The organism is Brevundimonas sp. MYb52 (assembly GCF_002979535.1).
Lineage (GTDB): Bacteria > Pseudomonadota > Alphaproteobacteria > Caulobacterales > Caulobacteraceae > Brevundimonas.
The window spans coordinates 42,193-62,351 of the sequence record NZ_PCPB01000008.1 but is presented as its reverse complement, the minus strand read 5'-3'; the positions used below and the strand labels follow the sequence as shown (position 1 = coordinate 62,351).

Annotated in this window: 16 protein-coding genes; 6 read left to right on the top strand and 10 right to left on the bottom strand. The window is 67.8% G+C overall.

From position 1 onward, the window contains the following. Window positions 1–44 precede the first annotated feature (44 nt). The 5 genes from CQ039_RS10350 to CQ039_RS10330 form a co-directional block, all read right to left on the bottom strand. Complete coding sequence (locus CQ039_RS10350) at window positions 45–3,068, bottom strand: 2-oxoglutarate dehydrogenase E1 component (protein ID WP_105562794.1); 3,024 nt, start codon at window positions 3,066–3,068, stop codon at window positions 45–47. A gap of 364 nt (window positions 3,069–3,432) precedes the next feature. Further along, a complete protein-coding gene (gene sucD, locus CQ039_RS10345) occupies window positions 3,433–4,335 on the bottom strand; it encodes a succinate--CoA ligase subunit alpha (protein ID WP_105562795.1) in 903 nt (300 codons plus the stop codon). A gap of 57 nt (window positions 4,336–4,392) precedes the next feature. Further along, a complete protein-coding gene (gene sucC, locus CQ039_RS10340; protein ID WP_105562796.1) occupies window positions 4,393–5,583 on the bottom strand; it encodes an ADP-forming succinate--CoA ligase subunit beta in 1,191 nt (396 codons plus the stop codon). Between the two features lie 133 nt (window positions 5,584–5,716). Then, complete coding sequence (locus tag CQ039_RS10335) at window positions 5,717–7,243, bottom strand: MFS transporter (RefSeq protein WP_105562797.1); 1,527 nt, start codon at window positions 7,241–7,243, stop codon at window positions 5,717–5,719. Window positions 7,244–7,388: 145 nt separating this feature from the next. Then, window positions 7,389–9,596: a TonB-dependent receptor gene (locus CQ039_RS10330; protein ID WP_105562798.1), complete on the bottom strand. Its 2,208-nt coding sequence runs from the start codon at window positions 9,594–9,596 to the stop codon at window positions 7,389–7,391. A gap of 177 nt (window positions 9,597–9,773) precedes the next feature. On the opposite strand from CQ039_RS10330, the gene CQ039_RS10325 reads away from it, so the two are divergent. Together CQ039_RS10325 and CQ039_RS10320 are read left to right on the top strand one after the other, a co-directional pair. Then, entirely contained in the window at window positions 9,774–10,505 is a 732-nt protein-coding gene (locus CQ039_RS10325) for a TetR/AcrR family transcriptional regulator (RefSeq protein ID WP_105562799.1), read from the top strand. Beyond that, window positions 10,505–11,284, top strand: coding sequence for a LytTR family DNA-binding domain-containing protein (locus CQ039_RS10320; RefSeq protein ID WP_105562800.1), 780 nt, complete (start codon window positions 10,505–10,507; stop codon window positions 11,282–11,284). The genes CQ039_RS10325 and CQ039_RS10320 overlap by 1 nt, the downstream gene beginning before the upstream one ends. A 37-nt stretch (window positions 11,285–11,321) precedes the next feature. On the opposite strand, the gene CQ039_RS10315 is transcribed toward CQ039_RS10320, so the two are convergent. The 3 genes from CQ039_RS10315 to CQ039_RS10305 form a co-directional block, all read right to left on the bottom strand. Further along, window positions 11,322–11,789, bottom strand: coding sequence for a hypothetical protein (locus tag CQ039_RS10315; protein WP_146112081.1), 468 nt, complete (start codon window positions 11,787–11,789; stop codon window positions 11,322–11,324). 141 nt (window positions 11,790–11,930) lie between these two features. After that, the gene (locus CQ039_RS10310) at window positions 11,931–13,394 is read right to left on the bottom strand and encodes a carotenoid oxygenase family protein (protein ID WP_105562802.1); all 1,464 of its coding nucleotides are present in this window, start codon (window positions 13,392–13,394) and stop codon (window positions 11,931–11,933) included. A 24-nt stretch (window positions 13,395–13,418) separates the two neighbouring features. Beyond that, window positions 13,419–13,835 (bottom strand): DUF2141 domain-containing protein, encoded by a 417-nt coding sequence (locus tag CQ039_RS10305; RefSeq protein ID WP_105562803.1) that lies wholly within the window; start codon window positions 13,833–13,835, stop codon window positions 13,419–13,421. Between the two features lie 209 nt (window positions 13,836–14,044). Between CQ039_RS10305 and rpe the strand changes: the two genes are divergently transcribed. The 4 genes from rpe to purH all read left to right on the top strand — a co-directional run bounded on the left by rpe (window position 14,045) and on the right by purH (window position 18,599). Next, window positions 14,045–14,725 (top strand): ribulose-phosphate 3-epimerase, encoded by a 681-nt coding sequence (gene rpe, locus CQ039_RS10300; protein WP_105562804.1) that lies wholly within the window; start codon window positions 14,045–14,047, stop codon window positions 14,723–14,725. Further along, window positions 14,722–16,536: a heparinase II/III family protein gene (locus CQ039_RS10295; RefSeq protein WP_105562805.1), complete on the top strand. Its 1,815-nt coding sequence runs from the start codon at window positions 14,722–14,724 to the stop codon at window positions 16,534–16,536. The genes rpe and CQ039_RS10295 overlap by 4 nt, the downstream gene beginning before the upstream one ends. 5 nt (window positions 16,537–16,541) lie before the next feature. Continuing rightward, window positions 16,542–16,928 (top strand): hypothetical protein, encoded by a 387-nt coding sequence (locus CQ039_RS10290; RefSeq protein WP_146112082.1) that lies wholly within the window; start codon window positions 16,542–16,544, stop codon window positions 16,926–16,928. A 66-nt stretch (window positions 16,929–16,994) separates the two neighbouring features. Further along, entirely contained in the window at window positions 16,995–18,599 is a 1,605-nt protein-coding gene (gene purH / locus CQ039_RS10285; RefSeq protein WP_105562807.1) for a bifunctional phosphoribosylaminoimidazolecarboxamide formyltransferase/IMP cyclohydrolase, read from the top strand. A 96-nt stretch (window positions 18,600–18,695) separates the two neighbouring features. On the opposite strand, the gene CQ039_RS10280 is transcribed toward purH, so the two are convergent. Next, window positions 18,696–19,511, bottom strand: coding sequence for a siderophore-interacting protein (locus CQ039_RS10280; RefSeq protein ID WP_105562808.1), 816 nt, complete (start codon window positions 19,509–19,511; stop codon window positions 18,696–18,698). Continuing rightward, entirely contained in the window at window positions 19,508–20,149 is a 642-nt protein-coding gene (locus CQ039_RS10275; protein WP_105562809.1) for a PadR family transcriptional regulator, read from the bottom strand. Before CQ039_RS10275 ends, CQ039_RS10280 begins: the two co-directional genes overlap by 4 nt. Window positions 20,150–20,159 lie beyond the last annotated feature (10 nt).

Below are 20,159 nucleotides of genomic sequence, written 5' to 3'. Positions count from 1 at the left end.
TGTCTTTTTGTGTCTTGGCGTATCTATAGGTCAGGCTGGGCCGGTCAGGCCATGGCCTCGGCGAGGAAGGTCTCGAGTTCCTTCAGGTGGCGGCTCATCAGGCCAGCCGCCGTGGAGGCGGAGGCCGGACGCCCGACGTAACGCGCGCGCTTGGCCTTGATATCCATCTTCTCGAGCGTCAGTTCGATCCACGGATCGACGAAGGTCCAGCCGCCCATGTTCTTGGGCTCTTCCTGACACCAGACCAGGTCGGCGTTGGGGAAGCGGGCCAGCTCGGCCGAGATCGACTTGATCGGCCACGGATAGAACTGTTCCAGACGCAGGATGTAGATGTCGTTGATCCCCGCCTTCTCGCGCGCGTCCAGCAGGTCGTAATAGACCTTGCCCGAGCAGACCACGACCTTGCGGATGTCCTTGTCCGCCTTCAGCGAGACGCCGGCGACTTCAGGACGCAGCTGGGCGTCGTCGCGCAGCACGCGGTGGAAGGACGAGCCTTCGGCCATGTCGGCGATGGTCGAGACCGCCTTCTTGTGACGCAGCAGCGACTTGGGCGTCATCAGGATCAGCGGCTTGCGGTAGTCCCGGTGCATCTGGCGACGCAGGATGTGGAAGTAGTTGGCCGGGGTGGTGCAGTTAGCGACCTGCATGTTGTTCTCGGCGCACTGCTGCAGGAAGCGCTCCAGGCGGGCCGAGGAGTGTTCCGGCCCCTGGCCCTCATAGCCGTGCGGCAGCAGCATGGTCAGGCCGCTCATGCGCAGCCACTTACGTTCGCCCGAGCTGATGAACTGGTCGATGACCACCTGGGCGCCGTTGACGAAGTCGCCGAACTGGCCCTCCCACAGGGTCAGGGTGTTCGGGTCGGCCAGGGAGTAGCCGTATTCAAAGCCCAGCACCGCCTCTTCCGACAGGGCCGAGTCGATGACCTCGAAGTGGGCCTGGCCCTCGCTGAGGTGGTTCAGCGGGATGTAGCGCTGCTCGGTCGTCTGGTCGGTGATGCCCGAGTGACGCTGCGAGAAGGTGCCGCGCACCGAGTCCTGACCCGACAGGCGGACGTTATAGCCCTCTTCCAGCAGCGAGGCGAAGGCCAGGCTTTCGGCGGTGGCCCAGTCGATGTTCTGGCCGCTGTCGATGGCGTCGCGACGGCCCTCGACGACGCGTTTCAGCGTCTTGTGGATGTCGACGTCGTTCGGGATCTGGGTCAGGCGGTGGCCATAGTCGCGCAGCTTTTCAGCCGGGACGGCGGTCTCGCCGCGCTGGGCCGCGTCGTCGGTCTTCTCGGCGCCCAGGCCCTGCCACTGGCCGTCCAGCCAGTCGGCCTTGTCAGCCTTGAAGATCTTGCCTGCCTCGAACTCGGCGTCGAGGAAGGCCTCGAAGCGGGACACCTCGGCGTCGACCTCGGCTTGCGTGACCACGCCCTGTTCCACCAGACGCTTGGCGTAGATCTCGCGCGTCGAGGGTTGGGCGCGGATCTTCGAATACATCAGCGGCTGGGTGAAGGTGGGATCGTCGCCTTCGTTGTGGCCGAAGCGGCGGTAGCAGAACATGTCCACCACCGCGTCCTTGTGGAACTTCTGGCGGTATTCCGTGGCCACCTTGGCGGCGAAGACGACCGCTTCGGGATCGTCGCCGTTGACGTGGAAGATCGGGGCCTGGACCATCAGCGCCACATCCGACGGATAGGGCGACGAGCGCGAGTTGCGCGGGCTGGTGGTGAAGCCGATCTGGTTGTTGATGACGAAGTGCAGGGTGCCGCCGGTGCGGTAGCCCTTCAGCCCCATCAGGGCGAAGCATTCAGCCACAACGCCCTGACCGGCGAAGGCGGCGTCGCCGTGGATCAGCAGGGGCACCACCTTGGAGCGGTCCAGCACCCACTCATTGTCCGGCTTGCCGATATTGACCTCGGCCTCGCGGATGTCGAAGGCCTGTTTGGCGCGCGCCTTGCCCAGGACGACCGGGTTGACGATTTCCAGGTGCGACGGGTTGGCCGTCAGCGACAGGTGGACCTTCTTGCCGTCGAACTCGCGGTCCGACGAGGCGCCCATGTGGTATTTGACGTCGCCCGAACCTTCGATGTCCGACGGCACGGTCGAACCGCCCTGGAACTCGTGGAAGATGGCCTTGTAGGGCTTGCCCATGACGGCGGCGAGCGTGTTCAGGCGGCCGCGGTGGGCCATGCCGAAGACGATCTCATCGACGCCCAGGGCGCCGCCGCGCTTGATCACCTGCTCCAGGGCCGGGACCATGGCCTCGCCGCCGTCCAGGCCGAAGCGCTTGGTGCCGGGGAAGCGCTTGTGCAGGAAGCGTTCAAAGCCCTCGGCCTCGATCAGCTTGTGCAGGATGGCCAGCTTGCCTTCCTTGGTGAAGGCGTTCTGTTCGAACTTGTCCGGGCCTTCAAAGCGTTGCTGCAGCCAGGCCTTCTCGTCCGGCTCGGCGATGTGCATGTATTGCACGCCGATGTTGCCGCAATAGGTGCGCTTCAGGATCTCCAGCACCTGACGGATCGAGCCGGTCTGCAGGCCCAGGACGCCGTCCAGGAAGATCGGGCGGTCCATGTCGGCGGCGGTGAAGCCGTAGAATTCGGGGGTCAGCTCGGGGTTTTCGATCGGCTGTTCGATGCCCAGCGGGTCCAGCGTCGCCTGCAGGTGGCCGCGCACGCGGTAGCTGCGGATCAGCATCAGGGCGCGGATCGAGTCATGGGCGGCGGCGCGCACGTCGGCGGCGGTCACGGCGCCAGCGGCGTCAGCCGCCGGGGCGGCCGGACGCGGGCCGGGCTTGCCGGCGGCGGTCTTGGGATCGACCTTCGGCGCGGGCCAGCGGCCGTCGAAGACGGCGGTGTCCTCGGACGGGTCAGTGGCGGCGCCACGACCCCACGAGCCGGCGGCGGCCGACTGCTTCACCAGGTCGGCGTTGTCCTTCAACTGATCGAAGAAGGCGCGCCATTCCCCCGACACCGAGCCGGGGTCTGCGGCCCATTTTTCGTGCAGGTCCTCAATGAAGGCGGCGTTCGCGCCATAGAGGAAGCTGGTCTCGGCAAAGACCTGGTTCAGCTGACCTGCATCGTCCGCCATGTTTCTCTCGTCGTCCTACATTCGGCCGCGCGCGCACGCCTGCGCGGTGAGCGGCGCCGCTCATATAGGCCGTGTTTCCTTACCGGTCATGACCGAAGCGGGGCGGAGCGGGTGGAAATTGGTCGAATTGGCAAGAAAAAACGCCTCCGGACGATTCCGGAGGCGTTTTAAAAGGTCTCGGGGCGCGAATTTTAGCCCCGGAACATCGTTCGGTCGCGCTCGCCACCCTGAACCGAGGACGTCACCGTCGACGGTGGGGCGGTCAACTCGCTCAAGCGGCGAGCGACCGCGTCGCGAGCGTAGCGACCTTTGCCGCGCTCAAGAAGCGAGTGACCGCGTCGCGAGCGTAGCCCCCTAAAGAGCCTTAGCCCTTCAGCACTTCCAGCAGAGTGTGGCCCAGACGGGCCGGCGACGGCGAGACGCGGATGCCCGCAGCCTCCATCGCAGCGATCTTGGATTCCGCGTCGCCCTTGCCGCCCGAAACGATGGCGCCGGCGTGGCCCATGGTGCGGCCGGCCGGAGCCGTACGACCGGCGATGAAGCCGGCCATGGGCTTGGAGCGGCCCTTCTTGGCTTCGTCGATCAGGAACTGAGCGGCGTCTTCTTCGGCGCCGCCGCCGATTTCACCGATCATGATGATCGAGGTGGTTTCCGGGTCGGCCAGGAACATTTCCAGGACGTCGATGAACTCGGTGCCCTTGACCGGGTCGCCGCCGATGCCGACAGCCGTGGTCTGACCCAGGCCGGCGTTGGTGGTCTGGAACACGGCTTCATAGGTCAGGGTGCCCGAGCGCGAGACGACGCCGACCGAACCCTTGGAGAAGATGTTGCCCGGCATGATGCCGATCTTGCACTCGTTCGGGGTCAGGATGCCGGGGCAGTTGGGGCCCAGCAGGCGCGAGTTGGAGCGGTCCAGGCGAGCCTTGACGCGCACCATGTCCAGCACCGGGATGCCTTCGGTGATGCAGGTGATGAAGGGGATCTCGGCCTCGATGGCTTCGATGATGGCGTCGGCGGCGCCTGCCGGCGGGACGTAGATCACGGTGGCGTCAGCGCCCGTGCGTTCCTTGGCTTCAGCGACCGAGCCGTAGATCGGCAGGGTTTCGCCGTGCGAGCCGGTCCAGTTGGTGCCGCCCTTGGTCGGGTGCACGCCGGCGACCATCTGGGTGCCGTGGTAGGCCAGGGCCTGTTCGGTGTGGAAGCCGCCGGTCTTGCCGGTCAGGCCTTGCACGATGATCTTGGTGTCTTTGTTGACGAGAATGGACATGTGTCTGTGCTCTGAATTCTGGGTGTCAGCTGGGCGGTGGCGAGTAAGGCTGACGCCTTAGCCGACCGCCGCGACGATCTTCTGGGCGGCGTCGTCGAGATCGTCGGCCGCCTGGATGGTCAGGCCGCTCTCGTTCAGGATTTTCTTGCCCAGCTCGGCGTTGGTGCCTTCCAGACGCACCACCAGCGGCACCTTCAGGCCCACTTCCTTGACGGCCGCGACCACGCCTTCGGCGATGACGTCGCACTTCATGATGCCGCCGAAAATGTTGACCAGGATGCCCTGGACGGCCGGGTCAGCGGTGATGATCTTGAAGGCCGCTGCGACCTTGTCCTTGCCGGCGCCGCCGCCGACGTCGCAGAAGTTGGCCGGCTCTTTGCCGTACAGCTTGATGATGTCCATGGTCGCCATGGCCAGGCCGGCGCCGTTGACCATGCAGCCGATGTTGCCGTCCAGGGCGACATAGGCCAGGTCCCATTCCGAGGCTTCGATTTCCTTGGCGTCTTCCTCGGTCTCGTCGCGCAGTTCCTTGATGTCGGGGTGACGGAACAGGGCGTTGCCGTCGAACGACACCTTGGCGTCCAGAACGCGCAGGTGACCGTTTTCCATGACGATCAGCGGGTTCACTTCCAGCATGGCCATGTCCTTCTCGACGAAGGCTTTATACAGGGCCGGGAACAGCGACTTGCCGTCTTCACGGGCGTCGCCTTCCAGCTTCAGCGCGTCCGACAGGGTGGCGCAGTCGGCTTCGGTCACGCCGGTCGTCGGGTCGATGACGACGGTGATGATCTTTTCCGGGGTGTCGTGGGCGACGGCTTCGATGTCCATGCCGCCTTCGGTCGAGACGACGAAGGAGATGCGGCCATAGGCGCGATCGACCAGGATCGACAGGTAAAGCTCGCGCGAGATGTCGGCGCCGTCTTCGATGTAGAGGCGGTTGACCTGCTTGCCGGCGTCGGTCGTCTGGGCCGTCACCAGGGTGTTGCCCAGCATTTCCTTGGCGTTCTTGACCACGTCCTCGATCGAGAAGGCCAGGCGCACGCCGCCCTTGGCGTCAGCCGGCAGTTCCTTGAACTTGCCCTTGCCGCGGCCGCCGGCGTGGATCTGCGACTTCACCACATAGAGCGGGCCAGGCAGTTGCTTGGCGGCGGCTTCGGCCTGGTCGGCCGAGGTGATGGCGACGCCTTCGGCGACCGGGGCGCCAAAGGCCTTGAGAACCTGCTTGGCCTGATACTCGTGAATGTTCATGTCTGATCCGCGCCGTTGGGAGGAAGGTTGTGGAAACTTTGGTCGCGCTTATAGGCGTCGCGCCTTCGCCTGCGCAACCGCCCCCCTCCTTATGGCCGCCAGAGCCTTTTCTTATGGTCCAAGCTGGACGGGATCAGTCGACCCAGTCCTTCTTCAGCGTGCGCGAGGCCCCGAACAACAGGAAGGCCGCCAGGACATAGAAGCCCATGCCGGTGTAGATGGCCCAGCGTAGGCTCTCTTCACCAAAGCGCGGCGCCAGCAGGTCGCTCATCCAGCCGAAGTAGTAGAAACCGACCGCGATCCCCAGCAGGTTGTTGACCAGCAGGAACAGGGCCGAGGCGGTCGAGCGCATGGCCGCCGGCACCAGATGCTGGACCGCCGCCGTGATCGGCCCCAGCCAGGCCAGGTTCAGCCCCGTCGGCAGCAGGAAGATCAGGAAGGCCAGGACCAGTTGTTGCGTATGGCTGCCGCCGCCCGGCAGGACCAGACCGATCAGCCAGGGCGAGTTCATCGCCAGGATGAAACAGGGCGCCGAGATCAGGAAGGCCACGGCCGGCACCATCGGATAGGCGCCCTTGCCGCGCTTCGACAGCTTGTCGGCGATCATGCCGCCCATCCAGATGCCCAGGATGCCGCCGATCAGGGCGATGCCGGCATAGTAGATGCTGGTCTGCTTCAGCGTCAGATCGAAACTGCGCATGAAGAAGAGCGGCAGCCAGCCCGCCACGCCGTAGCCGCAAACCGAGGACGAGGCCGCGCCCAGCGCCAGCAGCCAGAAGCTGCGCTTCTTGATGACGACCGTGGCGGTGCGCCGCGCGATCATCAGCGAAACGCCGATCACCACGCCCAGCAAACCGCCGAAGGCGAAGACCAGCGGATTGCCCAGCGACAGGCCGGCGAACTGGATCAGCCCCGCCAGGACCAGGGCGCCCGCGCCCACGCCGAGCATGATCTGGGCGGCCAGCTTGCCCGGACGATCCGAACCTGCGGGGGCCGCTTCCAGCGCCGCGACCTGGGCGGCGGTCTTGGCGGCGTCCGTCCCGCCGCGCTTGGGGTCTCGAACCGTCAGTCGAAGCAGGGGCGCGACCAGAACGCCCAGCAGGCCCACCACGATAAAGGCGGTCCGCCAGCCATAGGTCGCCGCCAACAAGCCCCCGACCAGGGTCCCTGCCGCCATGCCCAGAGGAATGCCGAAGGCGAAGGCCGCCATGGCGCGTGCGCGCTGGTGCGGCGGAAAATAGTCGGCGATCAGCGAATAGGCCGGGGCCACGCCGCCCGCCTCGCCGACTCCGACGCCCATGCGGCACAGGAACAGTTGCGTGAACGAGCCCGCCACCCCGCACAGGGCGGTAAAGCCCGACCAGACCGCCAGGGCTCCGGTCATGATCCACACCCGGCTGACCCGATCCGCCATCCAGGCCAGAGGAATGGCCAGGGTCGAATAGACCGAGGCGAAGGCGATCCCGCCCAGCAGGCCGAACTGACTGTCCGACATGCCGAATTCTTCCTTCAGCGGCGCCGCCAGGATGCCGATGATCTGCCGATCCAGGAAGTTCAGCATGTAGATCAGGATCAGCACCGCCAGCACATAGTAGCGATAGCCGGGAGAGACGGCCTTTTCGACGGCCTCCTTGGGCGCTGCGGCCTCGGACGTGGTCATGGCGTGCCCCCCTCGGGCTTCTTTTACTTTGTTGAAGCGACGGTAGCGGCGCCGCCCGGCGACGCCAAAAGAAAAAGGGCGGCGGCTCTCGTCGGAACCGCCGCCCGCGATCAGATGATCAGGCGTTCAGGAGAAGTCACCCCGATCAGAACTTGTACTGCAGCGACGCCGTCACGGTGCGCGGCGGGCCGTAGTAGCCGATCAGGGAGTTGTTGTAGGCGGCGCCGAGGAAGTTGTAGCCGCCGACGCGGTATTCCTCGTCCGTCAGGTTCTTGCCATAGACGCCGACCGTCCAGGTGCGGCTCGGGTCGGTCCAGACCACCGACAGATCGACCAGGGCGAAGGCGTCCTGATCCAGCACGGGGTTGGGGAACTCGAACTGGCTGTAGTCGTCGCGATAGCTGACCGACGGGGTCACCGCCAGCGAACCGCCGGCCACGTCGCCGCGCCAGGTCAGGCCCAGATAGCCCGTCCACTTCGGCGCGTTCTGCAGCACCACCAGATCCGAGATGTCCTCATACTTCTGGGTCGTCAGATTGTAGCGCAGGAACTCCTCGAACTTGGAGTCGAGATAGCCGACGGCGAAGTTGGCCGTCAGGCTGTCGGTGACCACCAGCGAGCCTTCGACTTCGGCGCCGAAGAATTTCGACGAACCGACGTTGTCGACGAAGCTGGCGATACCGCCCACGGCCGGAACCTGGGTGGTGACCTGCTGGTCTTCATACTGGTTGTAGAAGATGGCCGAAGCGAAGCTCAGGCGGCGGTCGAAGGCCGAACCCTTCAGGCCGATTTCATAGGAGTCGACCGTTTCCGGCTGATAACCGTTGACGGTGTTCGGCGTCAGGATGGCGTCGCCGCGCATGTCGAAGCCGCCCGACTTGAAGCCCTTCGAATAGGAGGCGTACCCGGTCAGGCGGTCCGAGAAGTCATAGGACAGCGAAGCCTTGGGCGTGAACTGATCGAAGGTGTTCGAGCGCGTATAGTCGGTGCGCAGCAGGATGGGATTGCGCGCCGCGCCGCCCAGCAGCGGGCTGCGGGTCGCGCCCAGGTAGTTGGCGCGGAAAACGTGGCCCGTCTTGTCATCCAGGGTGTAGCGCGCGCCCAGGCCCAGATGCAGACGATCGGTCAGGTCCAGGTTCACGTCGGTGAACAGGGCGATGCTGGTCGTCTCGACATAGCCGGCGGTGCCGATGACGATGCCGAAATTCTGGGCGATGGTGTCGAAGGCGCCTGAGGCCGTTCCGTCCAGGTAGAAGAGGCCGGCGACGCCCTGGATCCGGTCTGTGCTGAACAGCGCCTGGAATTCCTGGGTGAACTGGCGGTCGCCATAGATGGCCGGCACGTCCAGCGTCGGCGCCGGGGTATTGTCGAAGTCGATCAGGGTGTCGGTGTCGCCGGTGCGATAGGCGGTGATCGACTTGAAGGACCAGACGTCGTTCAGATCGACCTGGGCCGTCAGCGACACGCCCTCGGTCGTCACCTTGTTCCGATCTCCGAGGCCGGCATAGGTGTCATAGACGCTGCCCGGCACGCCCGCGCCGGGGCCGACGCCTGCCACTTCGCGATGGCCGTGACGGGGGTTCGACTTGTCCTCGACCCGATCATAGGCCAGGCGGAAGAAGGCGTTGTCGTAAGGTTGGAACTCGACGCTGACGCGACCAGCCAGGACATCCTTGTTGTAGTGCTCGGCGCCCGTGTTCAGGTTCTCGCCATAGCCGTCGCGGTTGTAGCTGGCGACGGCGGCGCCGATACGCAGCTTGTCCGTGACCGGCATCGAGCCCTGAGCCAGCAGGTCGACCTGATTATAGCTGCCGTAGGCGCCACGCAGGGTCAGTTCCGGTGAATCCGGGTCCAGACGCGAGGTCACGTATTTGATGGCGCCGCCGACCGTGTTGCGGCCATACAGCGAACCCTGCGGGCCGCGCAGGACCTCGATGCGCTGGATGTCGAAGATGTCCAGCACCGCGCCCTGCGGGCGGGCCACATAGACGTCGTCGACATAGAGGCCGACGCCTGGCTCAAAGCCCCACAGAGGGTCCTGCTGGCCGATGCCGCGAATGAAGGAGATCAGCGTCGAGTTGGAACCGCGCGCGACCTGAACCGTGGCGTTCGGGGTCTGCTGCTGCAGGGCGGTGATGTCGGTTGCGCCGGTTTCCTCCAGGCGCTCGGCGCCCAGGGCCGAAACCGAGACCGGCACGTCCTTGAGCGTTTCCTCGCGACGGCGCGCGGTGACGATGACGTCATCGATGCTGGAGGCCTGCGCCTCAGCCGAAGCTTCCTGCGCCACAGCGCTGGCCGAAAGCGCGCCCCAGGCGGCGCCCGCGAGCAAGACGGTCTTCACGAGTCTGTTCATTTGGATCCCATTCCCTGTTTCCAGCCCAATCGACGCTTTTATTCAGCGTTCAATGATTTTCATGGAACGTGCCGATCTTTCGACGATCTGTCAAACGGCCACGCTGAAATCCGCCGCAAATCGGCCCCGCCTGTGGCGCCGTTGCACTGAGGGTCCAACCACGACTAGCTTGCGCCCATGAAACCTGACGACGACCTCGCCCCGACCCTGCCGCCCGTCGTCACCGCCCCGGCCCGCCGCGGCCGCCCCAAGAAGACCAAGACCACGGGCGCGGGCGAGACCCGCGAGGCCATTCTGAACGCCGCCGAGGACCTCTTCTCCAAGCACGGCTTCTATGGCGTCACCATCCGCGAGGTGGCGCGCGAGGCGGGCGTGGACACCGCCCTGGTCCACTACTACTTCGGGGCCAAGAAGGAGCTGTTCGACGCTGTATTCACCCGCAGGGCTGAGGTCTGGAACGCCGAGCGCGTCGCCGCCGTCGACCGCTACGCCGAGGCCGCCGGGGACGCCATGACCCTGGAGGGCCTGTTCGAGGCCTTCCTGCGTCCGCCATTCCAGTGGTCGCTGAAGGGCGGACCGGGATGGAAGCACTACGCCGCCCTGGTGGCCCAGACCAACGCCAACCCGGCCTTCGGCGGCGAGACCATGGCCCGTTATTTCGACCCCGCGATCCGGCGCCTGCTGGAACTGGTCAAGCGCGTCCTGCCCGAGGCCGAGGAGACCGACCTCTACTGGGCCTATCACAACCTGTCGGGCGCCCTGACCCTGACCCTGGGCGAGACCGGTCGCCTGGACCGCCTGTCCGGCGGCCTGTGCAAGTCCGGCGATCTGGACAGCGCCTGCGACTACATGGTGCGCTTCGCCGCCGCCGGCTTCCGCGCCGTCTGCGGCCCCAAGTCGAACGCCTGATGCGCCTGGCCGATCTTTCGCCCGGCTCGAGAAAACGCGACTTCCTGCGCGGCCTCGTCGTGGCCGTGGGCGCGGGCGTCTTCCTGGCCCTCAGCGGCGCCTTCGGCTCGGCCGGCGCGCCCCTGACGCACCGGCTGGCCTACTGGATTCCCCTGATGGTGGTCGGCGGCCTGTGGGGCCATGCCTGCGGCGCCCTGGTCGGGCGCTTCATCGACGTGGACGCCCGCCCCTGGCTGGCGACCGCCGCCCTGACCCTGGTCATCACAGGCCCTCTGACGGTGGCGGTCTGGGCCCTGACCGGCCTGCTGTTCGAGGGGCGGCTGCGCCACGCCGACGCCCTGATCCACTTCTTCGCCCCGGTCGCCCTGATCACCGCCGTCCTCAGCGCCCTGAACGTCTTTCTGGGACGAGAAACACCAGTCGAGACCCACGCCTCGGCCCCCGGCGCCGCGCCCGCCCGCTTCCTGGAGCGCCTGCCGCCCAAGCTGCGCGGCGCCCGCCTGATCGCGGTCCAGGCGGAGGACCACTACCTGCGCCTGCATACCGACCGCGGCTCGGACCTGATCCTGATGCGCCTGTCCGACGCCCTCGGTGAACTGGAAGGCCTGGAAGGCGCCCAGACCCATCGCAGCTGGTGGGTGGCCCGCGACGCCGTCGCCTCCGTCGCCCGCGGCGACGGCCGCGCCGCCCTGACTCTGGACGGCGGCGGCGACAGCGACCTGATCGCCCCCGTCAGCCGTCGCTACGCCCGGGCGCTGAGGGAGGCGGGGTGGTGGTGAGTGCACCTTAACGTCCGCTAACGGTGGGAAGCGGACCTTAACCGGTCTCTCCAGCACTGTCGTAGAGGCACCAGTGATAACGCGGGCCGTTACAAATTTGCGGATCATCCCGGCCCACGTGGGGGAGCGCGTTCACTACGGTCTCCTTGGATTGGCCCCGCGGGTAGTCGATGAAATCAATCGCGTTGCCTGTGACAACCGTGACGCTGCTCTCGTCCACGAACTGGACAGTGAATATCGTGTAGCCCATGCCGCTTTCACCAGCAGCGTAAAGGGCATTGGCAACGCTCGCAGGAAGTCGGGACGGGCTGTCTTCAATTGCTGCCACGGCTCTGACATCTACCGACAACTTGGCCTCGTCATCCTCCGGCCAGACGCCCCATACGCTGAACCAAGGTTGCGCTTCCACGAGGTAGACGCAGTCGAGCGTGCTGCCGTCATGCAAGGTCACCATGCAGGGGCGATAAAGGCCGTCGGTCGCTTCGACCGCTGAGAGCGGTTGCACCAACTTCTCCGGGAGAGGCGGGTATCTGCGGTCTTGCACGCGGTCTCCCAGTTGAAGGCGATGACACTCGCACAGTGACGGCCAAGGTGAATGTCCGCAACAGGTCGTGAGCAGACGTTCGACCGCAAAGGCGCCCTCGCCTCACACCCAGTTGCCATGAAACGCCGCCGGCAGGGCCACGTCGGCGCGCCATGTGGCGACGGGGCCGTCCTCGACGTGCATCAGGTCCAGGACGTGCAGTTCGCTAACCCCCGCCTTCAGGTTGATGCTTGGGCCGACCAGCCAGGCGTCGGCCTCGTGCGTCCCGCCCGGCCTGGGCACATAGACCATCTCATCGGTCACATGGTCGGGGCCGAAGTCGAAGGACCGCGTGCGGCCTGACGACCAGTCCGTCACCCCTATCGCCGAGGCCAGGGGCCGGTCGGCGCGCTCGCCCGTCGTGTGCAGACTGAAACGGCGGGCCAGACCGGCGCGACGCGGGTCGCTGCGCGGGAACTCGCCGACCACGCCCGTCCGTTCCAGCCGCCCGCGACCGTTCGGCTCCAGCACCACCATGGCCAGCTCCGCCGGGTCATGACCCAGGGGCACGCCGTTCAGCACCTCATGGGCGCCGCGTGCGGCGAAATCCATGTCCTTGTGGGCGCACAGGTCGAGGCGAATGGTCCCGTCCGCCTCTTCCCAGGCGTCGCCCGCATGGAAGAAGCCGAAGGGCGGCAGTTCATAGATCCGGCGCTGGCTCAGGTCAGCCTTGTCGATCACCAGAATCTGCGTCCCGGCCTGCGGCGTCCACTCGAAGGCCGCCGACAGGGGCATGATGTTGCGCGTATGCACCCAGGGCTGCAGCACGATGACCAGAGACTTCGCCGTGGCGCTGAAGTCGTGGATATAGCTGGCGCGCGGCAGGGCGATCACCTCGGCGTCTTCCAGCCCCCCGTCCGCCGCCAGGCGCCAGACCATGGCCTGCTTTCCGTTGATCCCCAGGTTCCAGATGCGGCCGTCCGGCTCGATGCGCGGATGGGCCAGGAAGGGCATGTTCTTCAGGTCGGGACGCAGGGCGACAAAGCCCTCGGTTTCAAGCGTCTCGGGGTCCATGGCCAGGGGCGATCCCGCCTCCCACAGGGCCCACAGCTTGCCGCCGACCTTGTGGACCGAGGTGTTGGCGGGACTGGCGTCGTCGGCTGAGCCAATACGGGCGCGCGGATCGGCAACTGTGCCGAAGCCCGGCATCAGCATGGCCCCGACCTCGGCCTCCTGACGGCGCTTGGGCGTGTCGGCGAAGCGGGCGGTCAGGCTTGCCTGACCATCCTGCACCCGCCAGCGGCGGATCAGGCCGTCGCCGTCGAACCAATGCTGGGCCGAGCCGCCGGGGCGACGGAACTTGGCTGGCCCGTTGCGATAGAGGCTGCCCGACAGCCCGGCCGGCGCCCGGCCGTGGACCAGTTGCAGGGCGCGCGGCGCCACGTCGCCCTCGACGTCGGCGGTGGCCAGGGCCCAGTCGGCGGTCGCGCTCATCGCCTGCGCGGCATAGGCCCGGTCGGGGGTCAGGACGCGGGCGGCTGCAAGCGCAGCGGCGCCCATGAACAGGCTGCGACGGGTCGGGGTCATGGCGGTCTCTCCGAGCATCAGAGCTTAGCGAATGCGGATGGTCTGAGCCGTGGCGCCCGACACTTCAAAATGGGCGCGGTCCCACTTGGCCGGCCCCATATTGCCCACCGCATTGTTGGAGAAGGCATAGGGTTCGCTCGGCATGCCGAACGGATTGACGTCCATCTTGCCGTTGCCGTTGACGTCGTGAACGGCCTTCATGCCATAGGTCCCGGCGGGCAGGTCGAACACCGCCTCGCGCTGCCCCCCGGCCACATCGACCTGGGCCACGCGCGCCGGCTGACCGCCCTCATAGGCGGCCTCGCTGTCATAGAGGGCGACCAGAACCGCGCCGGTTTCGGCGCCCGTCTCGAAGGTCAGGGTCAGGCGGTTGTCGGCGTTCTGCGCCAGGGCGGGAGAAGCAAGAGCCAGCAGGGCGGCGACGGCGAGGGAGCGGATCATGACGGGTCCTGTCGAGGGGCGGTTGAAGCAGTCGCCCCCTCCTCCCTCGCCCCGCCGAACCCCGCCAGCGGCCTTGCGTCCTCGACCGCCGCGCCTTCGCCAACAACCACCGCCGACCGTTCGCGAAGCGCCAGTGAACACCTGCCGCGCCGCCCTGCGTCAGCGGCCCGGCTTGCCCCTCGCGCCAAGGGGCCGTAAGTCGCAGAACCATGACCCAGACGACTGCGACCGCCCCGCTCATCTGCCCCTCCATCCTCGCCAGCGACTTCGCCAAGCTGGGTGAAGAAGTCCGCGCCCTGGAGGCCGCGGGCGCTGACTGGATTCACGTCGACGTCATGGACGGCCATTTCGTGCCCAACCTGACCATCGGCCCGGACGTGGTGAAGGCGCTGCGCCCCCACACCACCCTGCCGTTCGACGTGCACCTGATGGTGGCCCCGGTCGATAACTGGCTGGAGGCCTATCGCGCGGCGGGCGCCGACATCATGAGCGTCCACCCCGAAAGCGGCCCACACGTCCACCGCACCCTGGGTCAGATCCGCCAGCTGGGCGCCAAGGCCGGTCTGGTCTTCAACCCGGCCACGCCGCTGAGCGTGCTGGAAGAGGCCGTCGACCTGGTCGACCTGGTGCTGATCATGTCGGTCAACCCCGGCTTCGGCGGTCAGAAATTCATCGAGTCCTCGCTGAAGAAGATCGAGCGCGCCCGCGCCATCCTCGACCGCGCCGGGTCCAAGGCCCACCTGCAGGTGGACGGCGGCGTGGTCGCCGCCAACGCCGGAGCCTGCCTGTCCGCCGGGGCCGACGCCCTGGTCGCCGGCTCCTTCGTCTTCAAGGGCGGACCGGACGCCTACGCCGCCAACATCCAGGCTCTGAAAGCCGCCGCCGCGTGAGCCCCCTCGGCCCCTTCGCCCCGCGCGAAACAGAAGGCGGCCTGACCGAGGGCCACATTCCCGGCCTGAAGGGCGCGCCGGTCCGCACTCCGGTGCGCGCCACGGGCGGCCCCAAGGCCGACCCTGCGCTCTGGGCCGCCGTCGCCGGGCAGTTGGCCGCGCGCCAGCTGTGGATCGAGCTCTACGGCCTGCCCGGCTATACGATGACGTTGAAGGGCGCCCGCGCCGACGGCTTCGCGGTCAGCCCGCGCGACTTCCGCCCCCTGCGCGAAGAAGCGCCTCGCCCCCTGCTGTCGGGCCGTTTTACACTGGCCGGGCTCAGCCTCGACGCCGAGGGTCCGGCGGACCTGTGGAACCGCCCCACCCCCAGCCGGGCCTTCGCCGTCGAACTGCACGCCTTCGTCTGGATGCCCGAGATGATGGCCCACGGCGATCGCGGCCTGCGCGAAGCCCTGGCGCTGACGCTGGCCTGGGACGACATCTTCAACCGCTGGTCGCCCTTCTCGTGGGACCCCGACATCCTGGCGCGGCGCACCTATCATCTGGCCTGCGCCGGACGGCGTCTGGCCGGGGTGGCGACCGAGCTTGAGCGCCTGCGCCTGACCGATATTCTGGCCCGGCAAGCCCGCCAGCTGCTGCGTCCGCCCGGCGGCCTGATGGGCCGAGCCGAGCGCCTGACCGCCGCCGCCATCGCCGGCTGCGCCCTGGCGGGCAAGGCTGGGGCCGGCGTCCGTCGCACCGCGCTGAAACGCCTGCCCCACGCTCTGGAGGTCACGGTCGGCGCCGACGGCCACCACGCCGCCCGCGCCCCGGAAATGGGTCTGGAGCTGCTGCTCGACCTGCTGACCCTGGACGACGCCCTGGCCCAGCTGTCCGAGCCGACGCCCGAGCCGGTGGCCGCCGCCATCTCGCGCCTGACGACCAGCCTTCGCATCCTGGCCCTGCCCGACGGTCGCCTGGCCGCCTTCCAGGGCGGTGGGCCGTCCACGCCGGAACGCGTCGCCGCCGCCCGCGCCCATGATGATGCACCCGCCGCCCCGCCCAGCGGCGCGATCGGTGGACTGGTGCGTATCTCCAGCCCCCTGCTGACCGTCATGGTCGATGTCGAGGCCCCGGCGCGCGGCGCCTGGTCGGCCGCCGCTTGCGGTCAACCGGCGGCGCTGGAAGTCGTCTGCGGCCGCGACCGCCTGTTCACCTCGGCCGGATGGACCCCACGCGCCCTCGACCGTCAGGCCCTGCGCCTGACGCCCGGCGCCTCGACCCTGACGCTGGGCGAACAGCCCCTGGGCGAACCCCTGTCCGGCTGGAAGGCCGACCTTCTGGGCCCCCGCCTGATCGGCCCGGCCCTGCACGTCACCCGCGACCATCGCGAAGGCGACGGCGCCGTCTGGCTCGAGGTCGAGCACGACGGCTGGATGCCGCTCTACGGCCTGATGCATCAGCGCCGGCTCTATCTGGATCAGCGTCTGGACGAGTTGCGCGCCGAGGAACGCCTGCATCCGCCCGAAGGCCGCCCCGACGTGACCCGCGCCATCGCCGCCCCCTACGCCCTGCGCTTCCAACTGGAGCCCGGCGTCCAGGCCTCCCTGGCCCGCGACCGCCGCTCCATCCTGCTGCGCGGTCATTCGGGTCGTGGCTGGTGGTTCCGCAGCGACGGCCCCGACGTGGCCATCGAACCCGCCGTCCACGTCGACGAGGGCCTGACCCGGCGCTCCTTGCAGATCGTCGTCCGCGGCTCCGCCCGCACCGACGCCGACACCAAGATCCGCTGGAAGCTGAGCCCCGCCGGCGCGGCGGGCGACCCGCACTAGTGCTGATGATCTGTCAGCGTTGGACCTACCGGGTCGGCAACTCGACCGTGATGGTGGACAACGCCTTCAACTGGCTGGGCTGGGCTCAGGAACGGTTGAGGGTCAACGACGAGACCGTCCAGGACAGCCGGGGCATGTTCCGCACGCACCAGGCCTATGCTGAGCCCTGGCTGACCATGATCGGCGAGGGCGAACTGTCGGTTCGCATGTCGGCACGCATCCTGAGCATTCAGTGCGTGCTCTTGTTGAATGGCGAGCGGCTAGAGCCTGAGACCTACATGGCGGCCCGATGGTCGGGGCCCAAGAACAGCTGGCCGCCAGAAGCGGACTGGCGCCCCGCGCAACGGGGCGACTTCATGGTCGCGCCCAAGGCTGAGGTCGCCAAGGGCTGACGCCGCGCCCCGATGGTGCTAGAGGCCGCGCCATCTCCCCGCCCCAGCTGTTAACGGACGCCGCCCATGCCCGCCGCTCCCGACTTTCCGCCCGCCCCGGACGCGATCAAACCCGTCCGCGCCCTGATTTCATTGTCGGACAAGGCCGGGCTGGAGGATGTCGCGCGCACCCTGGCCGGGCTCGGCGTCGAGCTGGTCTCCACCGGCGGCACCAAGGCGGCGATCGCGGGCTATGGCCTGCCGGTCAAGGACGTGGCCGATCTGACCGGCTTCCCCGAAATGATGGACGGCCGAGTCAAGACCCTGCACCCCGTGGTGCACGGCGGCCTGCTGGGCGTGAGGAACGCCCCGGCCCACGCCGAGGCCATGACCGCCCACAACATCGGCGCCATCGATATCGTCTGGATCGACCTTTATCCGTTCGAGAAGACGGTCGAGGACGGCGGCGGCTTTGAAGCGGCCATCGAGAACATCGACATCGGCGGCCCGGCCATGATCCGCTCGGGCTCCAAGAACCACGGCCACGTCGCCGTCGCCGTGGATGGCGAAAGCATAGGCCTGATCCTTGAGGCGCTGAAGGCCGACGGTTTGACCACCCTGGCCCTGCGCAAACAATTGGCCGCCCGCGCCTTCGCCCGCACCGCCGCCTATGACGCCGCCGTGTCCGGCTGGTTCGCCGCTCAGCTGAACGACGCCGCCCCGGCCCGCAAGTCGATCGCCGGTTCGCTGGCCCAGACCCTGCGCTATGGCGAGAACCCGCATCAGACCGGCGCCTTCTACCGCACCGGCGAAAAGCGTCCGGGCGTGGCCTATGCCGAACAGGTTCAGGGCAAGGAGCTGGGCTACAACAACATCGCCGACGCCGACGCCGCCTATGAGCTGGTGGCCGAGTTCGAGGCCCCGGCCTGCGTCATCGTCAAGCACGCCAACCCCTGCGGCGTGGCCGTCGGGGCCACCCTGTCGGAAGCCTATGCCCGCGCGCTGGAATGCGACGCCGTCTCGGCCTTTGGCGGCGTCATCGCCGTCAACCGCCCGCTGAACGGTGAAGACGCCCGCGCCATCACCGGCATCTTCACCGAGGTGGTCATCGCCCCCGGCGCCGACGAGGAAGCCAAGGAAGTCTTCGCCGCCAAGAAGAACCTGCGCCTGCTGATCACGGATGGTCTTCCGAACCCGCACGGCGCGGGCGAGGTGTTCCGCTCAGTGGCCGGCGGCTTCCTGGTGCAGTCGCGCGACGCCTCGCTGATCAAGCCCTCGGACCTGAAGATCGTCACCCGTCGCCAGCCGACCCCGACCGAGATCCAGGATATGCTGTTCGCCTTCACCGTGGCCAAGCACGTCAAGTCCAACGCCATCGTCTACGCCAAGGACGGCCAGACGGCGGGCATCGGCGCCGGCCAGATGAACCGCCGCGACAGCGCCCGCATCGCCGCCATCCGCGCCAAGGAAGCGGGCGAGGCCAAGGGCCTGGCCCATTCGCTGGCGCAAGGCTCGGCCTGTGCGTCGGAAGCCTTCTTCCCCTTCGCCGACGGCCTGCTGGAAGCCATCGCGGCCGGCGCCACGGCGGTGATCCAGCCCGGCGGCTCGATGCGTGACGCCGAGGTCATCGCCGCCGCCGACGAGAACAACATCGCCATGGCCTTCACGGGCGTCCGCGTCTTCCGGCACTAGGCTGGAAGGGCGCTAACGCGAGCGACGCGGTCGCCCGCTGCTCGAGCGGAAGAAAGGCGCTGCCGGTCGTCGGCAGCGCCTTTTCTTTTGCTCGCGTCAGTCCTCGATCACCTCGTGCGAGCCGGCGCGGCCCAGGCGCCAGTAGCCGGCGACCTTCATCCATTTCGGATTGAACGGTCGGGCCGCCAGCAGAGCCGATCGCATGGACCGCGCGACCGTGGACTCGCAGGCGACCCAGACATAGGCGTCGGCCGGATCGATCCGCCGCGCCGCCGCGACCGCCGCCGCCGTCAGGGCCTCGGCCCGACCGCGCGGCCCGCCCTTGCGGTGGACCCAGACGATCTCGACCTCGGCGGCGCTGGCTAGCTGCAGTTCGCCCGTCGCGTCATTGACCTCGATGCAGGCGACGGCCCGCGCCCCGGCCGGCAGTTCCTCCAGCCGTCGGGCGATGGCGGGAATGGCCGCCTCGTCCCCCACCAGCAGATGCTCGGCGAAGCTGGTAGGGATCAGGAAGGAACCGCGCGGCCCGCCCAGACCCAGTTCGTCGCCGACCCGCGCATCCTCGGCCCAGGCCGTGGCCGGGCCGCCGTGGCCGACCGCGAAGTCGATGGTCAGCCTTCGGTTGGCCGCATCGAAAGCGCGCGGGGTGTAGTCGCGCGCTATCGGTTTCGGCTCCGCAAAGACCGGCCCCTCCGGCCCGACCGTGGGCAGAACCAGAGCCTGACCGCGCGCTGTCGGAAGGATCTTCACATGGTCGTCGAAGCCGGGGCTGAAGAAGCCCTCCAGCTCCTCGCCGGTCAGGACAATGCGCTTCAACACCGGCGTCAGTTGTTCGACCGCCTCGACGCGGGCGCGACGGAACTTCAGCTCATGGCGGACCCGACGGGGTTGCCGCAGATGGGTCTCGGTCATGCCTGACGCACCTTTTCGGCGGCCGTTTCCAGCAGGTCGGCGATGGCCTCGACCTCGGCTTCGCTCAGCGGCGGCTCCTGGGTCAGGCGTTGATGGGTGGCGGTGCGCAGGGCCTCGATGGCCTGGGCGATGCGCGCCGGTCGGTCGGGGCGACCGCGCAGGGCCTTCATCTTCATGTCGATGTGGGCCAGAGCCTCGGCGTTCTCGTCCAGCAGACGGCGGCCCTCGTCGGTGATCGCGTAGCGCTTCTTGCCGCCCTCGGCGGCGACGCTGACCGCGCCCATGTCCTCCAGCAGGGCCAGACTGGGATAGATGACGCCGGGGCTGGGGGCGTAGGTCCCGCCCATGCGGCTTTCGATGCCCTTGATCAGTTCATAGCCGTGGCTCGGCTTGTCGGCGATCATCGATAGCAGCACCCAGCGCAGGGCGCCGTGCTCGAACATGCGTCCGCCGCCGCCACGCCGCCCGTGGCGCTCGCCGCGCATCCGGCCTTCGCCGCCCATGCCTTCAGGCCGCATGTGACGGCCGTGACCGCCTCGGCCGAAGCCGTGGCCATGACCATGACCCATTCCGTGGCCGCCGTGACGGTCGCGTCCAAAGCCATGACCTGCCTTTTCGATCCCTCTGGATCCTCTCATATGGTTCTCG